This is a genomic window from Streptomyces sp. ISL-94 (assembly GCF_018614075.1).
Taxonomy (GTDB): Bacteria; Actinomycetota; Actinomycetes; order Streptomycetales; family Streptomycetaceae; genus Streptomyces.
The window spans coordinates 24,443-38,406 of record NZ_JAGGOZ010000095.1; the positions used below are offsets into that span (position 1 = coordinate 24,443).

Sequence of the window (13,964 nt, forward strand, 5' to 3'; positions counted from 1 at the left end):
CGCGCCCCTCGGGACGGTGGCCGGAGGCCGATCACAGGCCGTAGGCCGAACGGACGGGGGCCAAGGGCCGCGCCACTGGGCGCGGCCTTTCCCCTGTTCGCGCTTCCCGTCTTCCCGCTTCCCGTCTTCGTGCTTCCCGGGTCAGACGGCCGTACCCCGAACCCGCGGCGCGGGGCTGTCGGGCAGGGCCAGCTCGATCTCCTCGCGCAGGTCCTCGATGCGCGCGTAGCCGGCGTACTGGCCGGTGAGCCGGTACATCTCGCGCAGCCGGTCCCATGTCCGGTGCGAGGAGGTCTCATTCATCGACACGAGGGCCAGGCGCGCGTAGCGGTCGGCCCGTTCCGGGTCGTCGGCGATGAAGCAGGCCGAGGCCATGGAGATGTAGTCGAAGATCTGCGAGCGCTGGTAGCCGTCCCCGCGCAGCCGCAGGGCCTCCCTGGCGTGGCGCGCGGCGACCGGCGCCGCCGTGGCGTCATGGTCGGCGAGGGTGCGGTACGCGAGCGCCTGCATGCCGTGCAGGTCCGCCTCGTCGAAGTGCTGCATCCAACTTGGCGGCGGGACATCGCCCTTGTCGGAGACGAAGAGCTCCTCCGCCTCGCCCAGGGTGCGCCGCATGGCCTGGCCCTTGCCCATCGCGGCCTGCGCCCAGGCCTCGATGGTGTGCAGCATGGCGCGGGTGCGCGGGAGGGTCTGGTCGCCGGAGCCGGACTTGGCCAGCTTCATCAGGTCCAGGGCCTCGTTCGGCTTGCCGAGGTGCACCATCTGGCGGGCCGCCCGGGAGAGCGCCTCGCCGGCGCGGGGCCGGTCACCGCCCTCGCGGGCCGCGTGCGCCGCGATGACGAAGTACTTCTGCGCGGTGGGTTCGAGTCCCACGTCGTGGGACATCCAGCCCGCGAGCACTGCGAGGTTGGCCGCCACCCCCCACAGCCGGCGCTGGAGGTGGTCGGGGTGGTGGTAGGCGAGCATTCCGCCCACCTCGTTGAGCTGGCCCACGACGGCCTTGCGCTGCAGTCCGCCCCCTCTGGAGGCGTCCCAGGCGCGGAACACCTCGACCGAGCGCTCCAGCGCCTCGATCTCCTGGGAGCCGATCGGGGCCGCCTCGTAGCGGTCGTACGCCGCGGGGTCGCCCTGGAAGAAGTCCCCGAAGCGCTGCGCCTCCTTGGCGGGGGCGGGGTCGGTGTGGAGCCAGTCGTACATGGCGTTGCTGAGGGCGGAGCCGGCGGTGAGCACGGCGCCCGCGCCCATCAGACCGCGACGGTTGAGCATGAGGTCCATTCCCGTGAATTCGGTGAGGACCGCGGCTGTGCGTTCGGGCGCCCAGGGCATTCCGTCGGGGTTCTCCTGAGCCCCGTCCGGCTGCCGTTTGGATGCGCGCCGCTGTCGTACGAACCCGAGGTCCTCGATGGTCACGACACGACCGAGCCGCTCGGTGAACAGTGCTGCCAGTACCGTGGGCACCGGTTCGCGCGGGGCTTCCCCCATGTCGATCCAGCGCCGCACCCGCGAGGTGTCGGTGGCCAGCTGGTGGTGGCCCATGGCCGCCGCCTGCCGGTTGACCATCCTCGCCAGCTCGCCCTTCGACCAGCCGGCGAGGCCGAACAGGTCGTTGAGGCGGGTGTTCGGACCTTTGCTCACGTCAAGCCCCCAGGTTCTCGGCTGAGTTGACAGTAACCCGGCGTCAGATGCCCAGCGACTATTCGCCAGGCTTCGCCAGGGCACGCTCCGTGGTCCGCCACCCACGGCCGGGTGTCAGGTAGGAATGCGCCTCCCCGACCCGGTCACCGGCGGAACTCCCCAGGGTGAAGTACGGGATCGGCGGGGCGGCGTACGCAACTCGTCGGCGCACGAAGGGATCCGTAACGCCATGTACGCATCAACGTCCTCCGTGTCCGCCCCGGTCCGGCCGCACCGCACGCTCCCGGCTGGCGGGGGCCCCTACCTCGAACCCGGCTGCCCCGCCGCCGCTCCGGCACCGGGCGCCGTACGGGCGCGGCGGATGCCGGGAACCGGTCCTCAGCCGCTCAGCGGAAGAATCGACCTCTCGGGGCCCCAGGGGGCGCAACTGCGCACCGCGCTCGCCTCGGTGCAGCGGATCTGTCCCGAGTTCGCACCGGTGCAGGTGCTGCGGCGCAGCGGCCGCTCGGTCCTCCTGGTCGGGACCACGGGACGGATGACCGCCGTCGCGAAGGTTTTACTGGACCACTCGCCGGAATGGCGCGAGCGCTACCGGCACGAAATAGCGGCGTACCGGACCTTCGTCCGGCACCGCCCGCCCGTCCGGGTGCCCCGGCTCATCGCGGCCGACCCGGAGAACTGCGTACTGGTCGTCGAGCGGATGGCGGGCCGGGTCGCGGCGCTCCAGCGGCACCCGGTGGAGGCCCCGCCGCGGGTCGACCTGCGGGCGGCCCTGGGCGCGGTGTGCCGGGTCAACCAGTGGCGTCCGCCGGCCGAGCTCTTCGGGACCCCGCTGAACTACGCGCGGCGGATCGCCCGTGACTACGAGCTGGGCCTGCTGACCGACCGGGACCTCGGCGACCTCCAGAAGCTGCTGCACGGCGTGAAGCTGTCGGGCACGGCGCTCCAGTTCAACCACGGTGACGCGCTCCTGTCGAACCTGCTGCTCTCCCCGGCCGGGCCGGTGCTGCTCGACTGGGAGCACGCGGGCTGGTACCTGCCCGGCTACGACCTGGCCACCCTGTGGACTGTCCTGGGCGACGCCCCGGCGGCGCGCAGCCAGATCAGCCGGCTCGCCCAGTCGGCCGGTCCGGCGGTACGGGACTCCTTCCTGATCAACCTGATGCTGGTGCTGACCCGGGAGATCCGGATGTCCGAGACGGCCGTCCAGCGCTCCATGCTGGCGACCGCCCCGACCCAGCCCCTGCAGGCCGGGGCCCTCTCCTCGGGAGAGGAGCAGCGGCTGCTGCTGCGCCGCCTGCACGACGACGCCGGGATGGCCCGCGGGGCGATCCGCGCGGCGGTCGGCACCCGCTGACGCGTCCCGCCTCCCCTGACGCGAAGTCCCGTGGCCCCCGCCGCCACGGGACTTCGCTCGTACGCGGGTGCGTACGTTGCCTTCGTACGCCGCGAGGCCGACCCGCCTCCCCCGCACGGTGGAACCGGATCCGCCCGGCGGGCGTTCCGCGGGCGCCGGCGCGGCTGCGATCTTAGGAGCAGACCGGGCAAGCAGTGCCCGCCACTCCGGAGGAAGCCGTGTCCGTGCATGCCGAGACGAGGGCGTCCAGACCCTCGGGCGGTCGCGCACGCGCCGCCTGGAAGGCCGCGCACACCCCGGTCGCGGGAGTCCCCCGCTACGCCTGGTTCGCGGCGGCCGCCATCCCCTTCACCGTCCTGCCGTCTTCTGTCTGGCGGCTCGGCCTGCTCTTCGTCGACCACTCCGAGCGGACAGCGGCTGCTGGGCGTGGTGACGGTGGCGTACTGGAGGCGGCGGCGCCGGATGCCTTGACATCACATGATCCCCCGAACACCTTTTCTGACTCAGCATCAGACGTGCTGGAGCCACTTGCCTCCTCCCCACACCGCTGGAGCCTGCCCATGTCCGCAAGCGCTTCACGCACCTCCCCCGGCACCCTCCCGTCCAGACGTACCGTCCTCGCCGGGACGGGCGCCGGGGTGCTCGCCGCCACCGTGCTGCCGGCCGCCGCGGCGCGAGCCGCCGACGCCCAAGTGGGAGCCCCGCTCAGCGAGTACGACGTCGTCGTGGTCGGTTCCGGGGCCTCCGGGATGACCGCGGCGCTCACCGCCGCCCGTCGGGCCCTGAGCGTGCTGGTGGTGGAGAAGGCGCCCACCTTCGGCGGATCCGCCGCGCGCTCGGGGGCCGGCATCTGGCTGCCCAACAACTCGGTGATCCTGGGCGCGGGCGTGCCGGACACCCCGCAGAAGGCGGCGGCGTACCTGGCGGCCGTCGTCGGGTCCGAGGTGCCGGCCGACCGCCAGGCGGCGTTCCTGGCCAACGGGCCGCGGATGCTGGATTTCGTGACGGCCAACAGCCCGCTCAGGTTCCGCTTCATGGAGGGGTACAGCGACTACTACCCCAACCTGCCGGGCGGGCTGCCGAACGGCCGCTCCATCGAGCCGGACCAGATCGACGGGAACATCCTGGGCGCCGAACTGGCCCGCCTGAACCCGGCGTACATGCCCGTCCCGGCCGGGATGGTGGTCTTCAGCCAGGACTACAAGTGGCTGAACCTCGCGGCGGTGAACGCCAAGGGCCTGGCCGTCTCCACCGAGTGCCTGGCGCGCGGCACGAAGGCGGCGCTGCTCGGGCAGAAGCCGCTGACGATGGGCCAGGCCCTGGCGGCCGGGCTGCGGGCCGGTCTGATGCGCGCCGGGGTGCCGGTGTGGCTGAACAGCCCGCTGGTCGACCTGGTGCAGGAGGGCGGGGCGGTCGCCGGGGTCGTGGTGGAGAAGGAGGGCGTACAGGGCACCGTACGGGCCCGGCGCGGGGTGATCGTCGGCTCGGGCGGCTTCGAGCACAACGCGGAGATGCGGGCCCAGTACCATCAGCAGCCGATCGGCACCCAGTGGTCGGTGGGCGCGAAGGAGAACACGGGCGACGGGATCCGGGCGGGGCAGCGGGCCGGGGCGGCGCTGGCCCTGATGGAGGACGCGTGGTGGGGTCCGTCGATCCCGCTGCCCGGGGAGCCGTACTTCTGCCTCGCCGAACGGACCCTGCCGGGCGGGCTGATCGTGAACGGGAACGGCGCGCGGTTCGTCAACGAGGCGGCGCCGTACAGCGATGTGGTGCACGTGATGTACGAGAAGGACCGGGGCGCGGTCGGCTCGCACATCCCGGCCTGGCTGATCGTGGATCAGAACTACCGCAACAAGTACCTGTTCAAGGACATCCTGCCGACGATCGTCTTCCCCGACTCCTGGTACGAGGCGGGTGCGGCGAAGAAGGCGTGGACCTGGGACGCGCTGGCCGGCCAGATCGGAGTCCCGGCGGCCGCGCTGCGGACGACGCTGAGCCGGTTCAACACGCAGGCGTGGAACGGGACCGACTCCGACTTCCACCGGGGCGACACGGCGTACGACCACTACTACACGGACCCCGGGGTGACGCCGAACTCGTGTCTGGCGCCGGTCTGGGCCCCGCCGTTCTACGCCTTCAAGATCGTGCCGGGGGACCTCGGGACGAAGGGCGGCATCGTGACGGACGCGCGGGCCCGTGCGCTGCGTGCGGACGGCTCGGTGATCCGGGGCCTGTACGCGGCGGGCAACGCGAGCGCGGCGGTGATGGGCCACAGCTACGCGGGGGCCGGATCGACGATCGGCCCCGCGATGACGTTCGGTTACGTGGCGGCGAACGACATCGCGGACTCGTGAGCCGCGGGACCGGTCCTAGCCCTGCTGGAAGAGCTCGGCGGGGAGCGGCTTCAGGAGGGCGTAGAGGTCATCGGTGATCGGGCGGTCCCAGCTGGCGATGGTGACCAGCACGTTGTCGCTGCGGTCGAACTGCACGCAGGAGATGCGGGACTCCGACAGCTTGATCTTCCGGACGATGAGGAGGTTGTCGCCCTGCATGACGGGGCAGTCCTCGGCGCCGGTGACCTCGACCTCCTCGTCGTTCTCCAGGGCTTCGAGGAGCTGGGCCACCTCGAAGGGGACCTGGCCGTCGGAGAGGTCCCTGGCGGGGGAGCCCTCGGGAAGGTTGCCGATGATCATCGCGGGGCCGCGTCCGCCGAACAGGTCGTAGCGGAGGAACACGCCCTGGCAGCTCCCGTCGGGCGCGGGCAGCAGCCCGGCCCCGAGATTGCCCGGCCAGTCCCCCGGGTCCATGGCCAGGACGTCGAAGTCCGGGCCGGCGGGTGTGGCGGCGCGGTGGCGGCGGAGGAAGGACATGCCGCCATGGTACGTGGCCGGACGGGTTTTCCGGCCCCGGGTCCCCTTCCCGGGTGGTCACACCGGTGGGACGAGCGTGAAGTAGTACGGGAGCAGGCCGGCGTCGCCGCGGACCCGCAGGGCGGTGGCCGGCCGCCGGCCACAGAGGAAGAGCGCCAGGTCCGACGCGGAGCCTTCGGCCTCGATGTCCGCCGGAACTTCGGAGCCTGGCTCCGCCACGACCTCGTCCCCGGAGAAGAGGACCGTCCAGGATTCGGGGCCGTCCGTACGCCGGAAGCGGTACCGCTCGCCGGCGCCCGCCCGGGCCGCCTCCTGGGAGTGGCGGGCCGGGGCCATCACCTCGACGGCCTGGGACACGGCGTCGGCCGCCAGCGCCGGGTCGAGGGGGCCGGGTGTGCCGGTCGCTGACTGCGCGTCCCAGCGGTGGACGGCCAGCTCGATGGTCTGCATCCGCAGCCAGAAGCCGGAGCTCTGCTCGGCCGACCAGGACCACACCGGCACGTCGGGGCCGAGCTCGCGGAAGAGCCCGGCCAGCGACCGGGCGCCTTCGGCGTACCAGGCGGTCAGCGCGTCCGGCGCCGGCCCGCGGTTCGGCGCCCGCTCGGGCCGCGGCCAGGCGGCGAGCACGTCCGGGTCGGCCGGGAGCCCGTACAGGGAGAGATCGCTCGGGTCCGGCGCCTGGGTGAGGCGCTCCCGCAGGATGTGGGCGACGTAGCGCTGCACTCCCCCCAGGTGCCCGATGAGGTCGGAGACCGACCAGCCGGGGCAGGAGGGGACCAGGGGCGCCGCCCGGCCCGGTTCGAGGGCGCGGCGGACGGCCTGCTCGAAGGCCGACGCCTCGGCGCGGAGGTGGTTGATCCGCTCGGTGTGGTCCATGGGATCACCCTTCCCACGCTCCCGCGGTTCCTCCCCTCTCGGTGCGCCGTGAATCCGATCACGCCCCCGTTCCGGGCCCGGCCGACGTTCGGCGTGAACGACAGGAGCCGACGTCCCCGCCGACGGCCTACGGCACGTACGCCGCCACGGCGGCCGGGAGCCCGAGAGGCCGGCCCCGAGCTTGCGGCAGGCCGAGGACAGCACCCAGTCATGGCCGGGACCGCCCAGGCCGGGGCCGTCCCGGCCGGCCCGGCCGCCGCGCGCCGCGCTGCGCGGAGCTCCTTCTCCGTGAGCCCGCCCTCCCAGGACGACCGGCACGGCAGGCCGCCGCCGAGGCCCAGCAAGGTCTCGGTGGTCCGGGAGTCGGTCCCGGCGGCGTTGAAGGCGTCCCACATGACTGCTCGGACTGCAGGCGCAGCCGGGCCGGACGTCCTGGGTGGGGGGTCTCCCGTGCGAGGGAGTCCGAGGCCTCGGCGAGCCGGTCGCTGTGGGCGATGACCTGGGCGAGCCGGATGACGATGTTCCCTGGCGCAGCGCCGGCAGCCACCGGGGCGGCGGCCCCGCGCCCGGTGGTGCGCCGCGTACCCGTGCGGGAACTACGTGAGGTCGAACTCCCCGCCCCGCGCGTTCAGCACGAACTTGCGCCACTCGTCCGGCGCGAAGATCAGCGAAGGGCTCTCCGGCCGGTCACCGTTGCGCATGGCGATGAAGCCCTCGACGAAGGCGATCTGGACGTCCCCCGCTCCCCGGCTGCTCGACTGCCAGTCCGCCTCGGTGAGGTCGAGGTCCGGCTTGCCCCAGCCGGCGCGGGTTTGTGAAGTCATGCTCTCTGCCACCTGCGTGCTCCTCCCGGTACGTCATCCGGGGGCAAGGTTAACCACCGCAGCGGGTGCCGCACAGGCCACGGTGAGTCACCTGTGACCGGTCCGGCACCCGCGGCCGGACCCACGATCGTGGTCAGGAGGCGGGAGGTTCGGCCCCCATCAGCCACATCGCGAAGAACTGCGCGCCGCCGCCGTAGGCGTGCCCCATGGCCCGGCGGGCGCCCGGAACCTGGTGTTCCCCGGCCTGGCCGCGGACTTGGAGGGCCGCCTCCGCGAAGCGGATCATGCCGGAGGCGCCGATCGGGTTGGTGGAGAGCACCCCGCCGGACGGGTTGACGGGGAGGTCCCCGTCGAGTTCGGTCACCCCGGCCTCGGTGAGCTTCCAGCCCTCGCCCTCCTCCGCGAAGCCCAGGTTCTCCAGCCACATCGGCTCGTACCAGGAGAACGGCACGTACATCTCCACCGCGTCGATCTCCCGCCGCGGGTCGGTGATCCCGGCCTGCCGGTAGACGTCGGCCGCGCAGTCCTTGCCCGCCTGCGGCGACACGAAGTCCTTGCCCGCGAAGAGCGTCGGCTCGCTCCGCATCGCCCCGCCGTGCACCCAGGCCGACGGCTTCGGCGAACGGGCCGCGCCCTCCCGGTCGGTGAGGACCATCGCGCAGGCCCCGTCCGAGGAGGGGCAGGTCTCGGAGTACCGGATCGGGTCCCACAGCATCGGCGAGGCCTGGACCTTCTCCAAAGTGATGTCGTGCTCGTGGAGGTGCGCGTACGGGTTCTTCAGCGCGTTGCGCCGGTCCTTGTACGCCACCAGCGAGCCCACCGTGTCCGGCGCCCCGGTGCGCCGCATGTACGCGCGCACGTGCGGGGCGAAGAATCCGCCCGCGCCCGCCAGCAGCGGCTGCTGGAAGGGAACGGGGAGCGAGAGCCCCCACATGGCATTCGACTCGGACTGCTTCTCGAAGGCGAGGGTGAGGACGGTCCGGTGGACGCGCGCCGCGACGAGGTTGGCGGCGACGAGCGCCGTGGACCCGCCGACCGAACCGGCCGTGTGCACGCGCAGCATCGGCTTGCCGACCGCCCCGAGCGCGTCCGCCAGGTAGAGCTCCGGCATCATCACGCCCTCGAAGAAGTCGGGGGCCTTGCCGATGACGACCGCGTCGATGTCCGCCCAGGTCAGCTCGGCGTCGGCGAGGGCGCGCGCCGCCGCCTCGCGCACCAGGCCTGCGATGGAGACGTCGTGGCGGGCGGCGACGTGCTTGGTCTGGCCGATCCCGACGACGGCGACCGGCTCCTTGCCCGAGGTGCTCATGCTCGGTCCCCTTCCAGGACGGCGACCAGGTTCTGCTGGAGGCAGGGGCCGGAGGTGGCGTGGGCGACGGCCCGGTCGGACTCGCCGCGGTGGATGCGGGCGGCCGCCTCGCCGATCCGGATGAGGCCGGCGGCCATGACCGGGTTGGCGGCGAGTGCTCCGCCGGAGGGGTTGACGGTGACGCCGTCGCCGAGCCCGAGGGCCTTGCGGAGCACGACCTCCTGGGAGGAGAAGGGCGCGTGCAGTTCCGCCGTGTCCACCGGGGCTTCGAAGACCCCGGCGTGCTCGGCGGCGGTCCGCGTGGACGGCGAGTCGGTGAGGTCGCGCAGGCCCAGGCTGTGGGCCTCGATGCGGTGGTCGATGCCGGTGATCCAGGCGGGGCGCTCGCACAGCCGCCGCGCGGTGTCTCCGGCCGCGAGGATCACCGCGGCCGCGCCGTCGCCGATGGGCGGGCAGTCCCCGGTGCGCAGCGGGCGGACCTGGTAGTCGCCCTGGGCCACCGAACCGCGCAGCTGCGCGTGCGGGTTGGCCTCGGCGGCGGCGCGGCTGCGGGCGCCGATGGCGGCCAGGGCGGGCTCGTCCGTCTCGCCGGCGTCGATCAGGGCCTGGGCCTGGAGGGCGGCCAGGGCCACGGAGTCGGGCCAGAGGGGGGCGAGGTAGTAGGGGTCGAGCTGGCGGGTCAGCACGTCGCGTACCGGCCCCGGCGAGGACTTCCCGTACGCGTAGACGAGCGCGGTGTCGGCCTCGCCGGTCTGGATCTTGACCCAGGCCTCGTAGAGGGCCCAGGCGCCGTCCATCTCGACGTGCGACTCGGAGATGGGCGGCCAGGCGCCGACTCCGTCGAGGGTCATGGTGAAGGAGAAGGCGCGGCCGGCCAGGTAGTCGCTGGAGCCGGAGCAGGTGAAGCCGATCTCGCCGGCCTTCAGGCCGGTCTGGGCCAGCACCTGGTGGAGGACCGGCATCACCATCTCGACTTCGCTGACTTCGTCGGTGCGGCGCAGGTGGTCGCTCTGCGCGAAGGCGACGACGGCCACGTCGCGTGCGTGCCTGCTCGTCCTGGGCATCAGATGAGCTCCTTGTACGCGTCGTAGTCCGCGTCCGGCTCGCCGGTGGGGCGGTAGTGGTCGGGGTAGCGGCCGCCTTCGGTCCACACGGGTTCGACGCGCAGGCCCATGCGGACCTGGTCGTACGGGATGCCGCCGATCCGGCCGTGGAGGGCGAGGCCGGCGCCGTCGAGGGCGATGTGGGCGTAGACGTACGGGACCTCGATGTCGAGGTTGCGGGCCTTGATGTTGACGATGCAGAAGGTGGTGACCGTACCGGCCGGGCCGACCTCGACCTGGTCGGTGGTGGCGACCCCGCAGGTGGGGCAGGCACCGCGCGGCGGGACGTACACCTTGTGGCAGGAGGGGCAGCGCTCGCCGACGGTCTTCTGCTCGGAGAGGGCGTTGATGTAGGCGGTCTGGGCGCGGCCGGGGCTGTACGTGTAGTCGAGGCGGGCCGGGGCGACGATGCCGGTGACGGGCTCCGCGAAGACCCCGTCGTGCGGGGCGGCTTCGGCTTCGGCTTCGGCTCCCTCGTACGGCTCGAAGCAGGCGATGTCGGTGATCGCCCCGGCCCGCTCGGCGGCCCACCGCACCCGCACCCGCATCCCGGTCCGCACGGCCTCGGGGCCGGGGGCGTCGAGGGCGTGCAGCAGAGCGGTGTCGGCGCCGTCGAGCCTGACCAGCACCCAGGCGAACGGCGTGCCCAGGGGCTGGTTCGGGCGGGGCCGGCCGTTCCAGGCCCAGGTGGTGACGGTGCCGGTGGCGCCGACCTCGACGAGCTCGCGGATCTCCTCGGCGGTGACGGGGTCGTACTCGACGGGCGGAACCATCACTTTGCCGCCGGAGGTCCTGACCCCGAGCACGACACCTTCGCGCAGCCCGGTGAGGAACGCGGACTGAACGGGTCCCAGGGACCGCGTAAAGGGAAACTCGACGACGAGAGGCGCACGGAGCACCTCTGGCGGTGACGCGGCGGCTGTCATGGGCGACTCTCCGATTCTCACTTCGGGGTAACGAACAGCTCCAACTCCCCACCCACACCGGGGGCAAATCCAGCTCGCCGGCGTTTGAGGCGCGGGGTCTGGGGCGGCGCCCCAGATCTTCAAGCTCAGCCTGGGGGCACGAACCAGCCCGGGCCGGGGGGACTTCCAGCCCGGCCGGGGACAAATCCAGCTCGCCGGCGTTTGAGGCGCGGGGTCTGGGGGGTGCCCCAGATCTTCAAGCTCAGCCGCGGCACCCCGACCCCGGCCGGGACACCTACAGCCCCGCCGGCGTTTGAGGCGCGGGGTCCGGGGCAGCGCCCCGGTCCTACTCCCGCCGATACACCGCGGCCCGCTTCTCCGCAAAGGCCCGCGCCCCCTCCTTCGCATCCGCGGTGTCAAAAATCGGCCACCCCCGCACAAGCTCCGCGGCCAACCCCTCCGCCTCCGTCAGCTCCGCGGCCTGGTAGACCGACGCCTTCACCGCCTCCACCGCCAACGGCCCACACGCGTTGATCCGCTCGGCGATCTCCAGGGCCGCCTCCAGCGCCGTCCCTTCCTCCACCACCCGCCCGATCAACCCGATCCGCGCCGCCTCCTCCGCGGGGTACGGCCGCCCGGTCAGCAGCATCTCCAGCGCGTGCGTCCGCGGGATCTGCCGCGGCAGCCGCACCGTGGAGCCCCCGATCGGGAAGAGCCCCCGCTTGACCTCGAACAGCCCGAAGGTGGCCCCCTCCCCCGCCACCCGGATGTCCGTGCCCTGCAGGATCTCGGTCCCGCCTGCCACGCAGTAGCCCTCCACCGCCGCGATCACCGGCTTGCGCGGCCGGTGGTGGCGGAGCATCGCCTTCCAGTGCAGGTCGGGGTCGGCCTTGAGCCGGTCCCGGTACTGGTCGCCCGCCATCCCCTTCCCGGCCAGCGCCTTGAGGTCCATTCCGGCGCAGAAGTCCCCGCCCGCGCCCGTCAGCACCACGGAGCGGATCTCGTCGTCGGCGTCCGCCTCCAGCCAGCCGTCGTACAGCCCCACCAGCAGCGGCAGCGAGAGCGCGTTCTTCGCCTCGGGCCTGTTCATGGTGAGCACCAGCGTGGCGCCGTGGCGTTCCACGGTCAGGTGTTCCGTCCCACCCATTGCCGTCCTCCCGTCTCAAGACCTAGAACAGGTTGCAGTAGGGGCCGGTGCAGTTCAATAGTTTTCTGACACTCAGTCAGATTTCTTGGGCCGCTCCCTTCCCACTTGCGGTCGGCGGCGCTCTAATGACCGCCGGAGCAGACCAGCCATGGGCATTTTTCGGGGTCAGGAGGAACGGTGGAGTACAACCTTGCCGACCTGTTCGAATCGGTCGTGGACGTGGTTCCGGACCGCGAGGCCCTCGTGTACGTGGACCACCCCGGGACCGGCGCCGAGCGCCGCCTCACGTACGCGGAGCTGGACACGGCGGCGAACCGCGTCGCGCACCACCTGCTGGACAGCGGGCTGAAGCCCGGCGAACACGTGGGCCTGCACCTCTACAACGGGATCGAGTACCTGCAGACCGTACTGGCCTGCCTGAAGGCCCGGCTGGTTCCGGTGAACGTCAACTACCGGTACGTGGAGGAGGAGCTGGTCTACCTCTACAACGACGCCGGCCTCGCCACGCTCGTCTTCGAGGGCGAGTTCACCGAGCGGGTGGCCGCCGCCCTCCCGCAGACGACGAAGCTCCGCCACCTGATCCGCGTCGGGGCGGCCCCCGAGGGGGCGCCGGAGCCCTCGATCGCGCCGGTCGCGTACCCGGACGCCGAGGCGGCCGGCTCACCGGAGCGCGGCTTCGCACCCAGGTCGCCCGATGACCTGTTCATCATCTACACCGGCGGTACGACCGGTATGCCCAAGGGCGTCATGTGGCGGGCCGAGGACCTCTTCTTCGCCGGGCTCTTCGGCGGCGAGCCCTCGGGGGAGCCGGTCAAACGGCCCGAGGAGCTGGCGGAGCGGGTCGCGTCGAAGGGCGCCGGGCTGACCTTCTTCCCCGCCCCTCCGCTGATGCACGGCACGTCCACCCTCACCTCGTTCATCGCCTTCAACTACGGCCAGCGGGTGGTCATCCACCGCAAGTACGCGCCCGAAGAGGTGCTCCGTACGATCGAGAAGGAGAAGGTCTCCAGCGTGTCGCTGGTGGGTGACGCGATGCTGCGGCCGCTCATCGACGCCCTGAACGGCCCGCTCAAGGGGACCGACCTGTCCTCGCTGTTCAGCGTCTCCTCGTCAGGCGCGATCATGTCGGAGACGGTACGGGCCGAGTTCCAGCGGCTGGCGCCGAACGTGCTGCTCCTGAACAACTTCGGATCGTCGGAGTCCGGCTCCAACGGGCGGGCGGCGAGCGACTCGAGCCCGGAGAAGGGCTTCCGCCTGGAGGTCAACGACCGTACGCAGGTGGTGGACCCGGTGACGCACGAGCCGGTGCCGGTGGGCGTACCGGGGCGTCTCGCGCAGCGCGGGCATGTCCCGCTGGGCTACTACAACGACCCGGCGAAGACCGCCGAGACCTTCTTCCAGAAGGGCACGGAGCGCTGGGTGCTGCTCGGCGACATGGCCACGGTGGACGAGGCGGGCATCGTCACCGTCCTCGGGCGCGGCTCGCAGTGCATCAACACGGGTGGCGAGAAGGTCTATCCGGAGGAGGTCGAGCAGGCGCTCAAGTCCCACCCGGACGTGTACGACGCCCTCGTGGCGGGCGTCCCGGACCCGAAATGGGGCAGCCACGTGGCCGCGGTGGTCCAACTCCGCGCGGGCGCCCCGGAACCGACCCTGGACGAGATCCAGAACCACTGCCGCACCAGGCTGGCGGGCTACAAGATCCCGCGCCAGCTGGTCATCACGCCCACCATCCAACGCTCCCCGAGCGGCAAGGCGGACTACCGCTGGGCAAAAACGGTGGCAACGGAGGCAAACGCGTAGCCCCTGCGGGGGGCTCGGCGGTCTCCCCCGGCGGGGGCTCCACGGGACCTCGGCGGCGTCCCGGCCGGGGGCTCACGGGCTCCCCGGCCGCCGCGGCCGCAACGGGCTCCCCGGCCGCCGGGGCCGCAACGGGTC

General features: G+C 72.5%; 11 protein-coding genes. 3 read left to right on the top strand and 8 right to left on the bottom strand.

All coding sequences use genetic code 11. The features are described from left to right. Positions 1 to 141: 141 nt before the first annotated feature. Positions 142 to 1,635 carry a hypothetical protein gene (locus J7E94_RS27075; protein ID WP_215019427.1) on the bottom strand — a complete coding sequence of 498 codons (1,494 nt, stop codon included), beginning with the start codon at positions 1,633 to 1,635 and terminating at the stop codon, positions 142 to 144. A 229-nt stretch (positions 1,636 to 1,864) separates the two neighbouring features. Here J7E94_RS27075 and J7E94_RS27080 point away from each other — a divergent pair, with 229 nt between their 5' ends. After that, entirely contained in the window at positions 1,865 to 2,992 is a 1,128-nt protein-coding gene (locus J7E94_RS27080) for an aminoglycoside phosphotransferase family protein (RefSeq protein ID WP_215019428.1), read from the top strand. A gap of 560 nt (positions 2,993 to 3,552) precedes the next feature. Beyond that, positions 3,553 to 5,346 (top strand): 3-oxosteroid 1-dehydrogenase, encoded by a 1,794-nt coding sequence (kstD, locus tag J7E94_RS27085; protein WP_215019429.1) that lies wholly within the window; start codon positions 3,553 to 3,555, stop codon positions 5,344 to 5,346. A 15-nt stretch (positions 5,347 to 5,361) separates the two neighbouring features. Here the strand turns inward: kstD and J7E94_RS27090 are convergent, their stop codons facing one another. The 7 genes from J7E94_RS27090 to J7E94_RS27120 all read right to left on the bottom strand — a co-directional run bounded on the left by J7E94_RS27090 (position 5,362) and on the right by J7E94_RS27120 (position 12,026). Then, positions 5,362 to 5,862 carry a hypothetical protein gene (locus J7E94_RS27090; protein ID WP_215019430.1) on the bottom strand — a complete coding sequence of 167 codons (501 nt, stop codon included), beginning with the start codon at positions 5,860 to 5,862 and terminating at the stop codon, positions 5,362 to 5,364. A gap of 57 nt (positions 5,863 to 5,919) precedes the next feature. After that, positions 5,920 to 6,738, bottom strand: a complete 819-nt coding sequence (locus tag J7E94_RS27095; RefSeq protein ID WP_215019431.1) for a maleylpyruvate isomerase family mycothiol-dependent enzyme — start codon at positions 6,736 to 6,738, stop codon at positions 5,920 to 5,922. Between the two features lie 596 nt (positions 6,739 to 7,334). Then, a complete protein-coding gene (locus tag J7E94_RS27100; protein WP_251057281.1) occupies positions 7,335 to 7,562 on the bottom strand; it encodes a DUF397 domain-containing protein in 228 nt (75 codons plus the stop codon). A 133-nt stretch (positions 7,563 to 7,695) separates the two neighbouring features. Continuing rightward, positions 7,696 to 8,871, bottom strand: coding sequence for a thiolase domain-containing protein (locus J7E94_RS27105; RefSeq protein ID WP_215019433.1), 1,176 nt, complete (start codon positions 8,869 to 8,871; stop codon positions 7,696 to 7,698). Then, entirely contained in the window at positions 8,868 to 9,935 is a 1,068-nt protein-coding gene (locus tag J7E94_RS27110; RefSeq protein ID WP_215019434.1) for a thiolase domain-containing protein, read from the bottom strand. Before J7E94_RS27110 ends, J7E94_RS27105 begins: the two co-directional genes overlap by 4 nt. Beyond that, a complete protein-coding gene (locus tag J7E94_RS27115) occupies positions 9,935 to 10,900 on the bottom strand; it encodes a Zn-ribbon domain-containing OB-fold protein (protein ID WP_215019435.1) in 966 nt (321 codons plus the stop codon). Before J7E94_RS27115 ends, J7E94_RS27110 begins: the two co-directional genes overlap by 1 nt. A 325-nt stretch (positions 10,901 to 11,225) precedes the next feature. Beyond that, positions 11,226 to 12,026 (bottom strand): crotonase/enoyl-CoA hydratase family protein, encoded by an 801-nt coding sequence (locus J7E94_RS27120; protein ID WP_215019436.1) that lies wholly within the window; start codon positions 12,024 to 12,026, stop codon positions 11,226 to 11,228. 177 nt (positions 12,027 to 12,203) lie between these two features. Between J7E94_RS27120 and J7E94_RS27125 the strand changes: the two genes are divergently transcribed. Then, positions 12,204 to 13,829, top strand: coding sequence for an acyl-CoA synthetase (locus J7E94_RS27125; RefSeq protein ID WP_215019437.1), 1,626 nt, complete (start codon positions 12,204 to 12,206; stop codon positions 13,827 to 13,829). The last annotated feature ends 135 nt before the right edge of the window (positions 13,830 to 13,964 follow it).

Bases quoted from the DNA above. Each gene is read 5' to 3' on its own strand.
- J7E94_RS27080 (WP_215019428.1), top strand. From the start codon at position 1,865: ATGTACGCATCAACGTCCTCCGTGTCCGCCCCGGTCCGGCCGCACCGC.
- kstD (WP_215019429.1), top strand. From the start codon at position 3,553: ATGTCCGCAAGCGCTTCACGCACCTCCCCCGGCACCCTCCCGTCCAGA.
- J7E94_RS27090 (WP_215019430.1), bottom strand. From the start codon at position 5,862: ATGTCCTTCCTCCGCCGCCACCGCGCCGCCACACCCGCCGGCCCGGAC.
- J7E94_RS27095 (WP_215019431.1), bottom strand. From the start codon at position 6,738: ATGGACCACACCGAGCGGATCAACCACCTCCGCGCCGAGGCGTCGGCC.
- J7E94_RS27100 (WP_251057281.1), bottom strand. From the start codon at position 7,562: ATGACTTCACAAACCCGCGCCGGCTGGGGCAAGCCGGACCTCGACCTC.
- J7E94_RS27105 (WP_215019433.1), bottom strand. From the start codon at position 8,871: ATGAGCACCTCGGGCAAGGAGCCGGTCGCCGTCGTCGGGATCGGCCAG.
- J7E94_RS27110 (WP_215019434.1), bottom strand. From the start codon at position 9,935: ATGCCCAGGACGAGCAGGCACGCACGCGACGTGGCCGTCGTCGCCTTC.
- J7E94_RS27115 (WP_215019435.1), bottom strand. From the start codon at position 10,900: ATGACAGCCGCCGCGTCACCGCCAGAGGTGCTCCGTGCGCCTCTCGTC.
- J7E94_RS27120 (WP_215019436.1), bottom strand. From the start codon at position 12,026: ATGGGTGGGACGGAACACCTGACCGTGGAACGCCACGGCGCCACGCTG.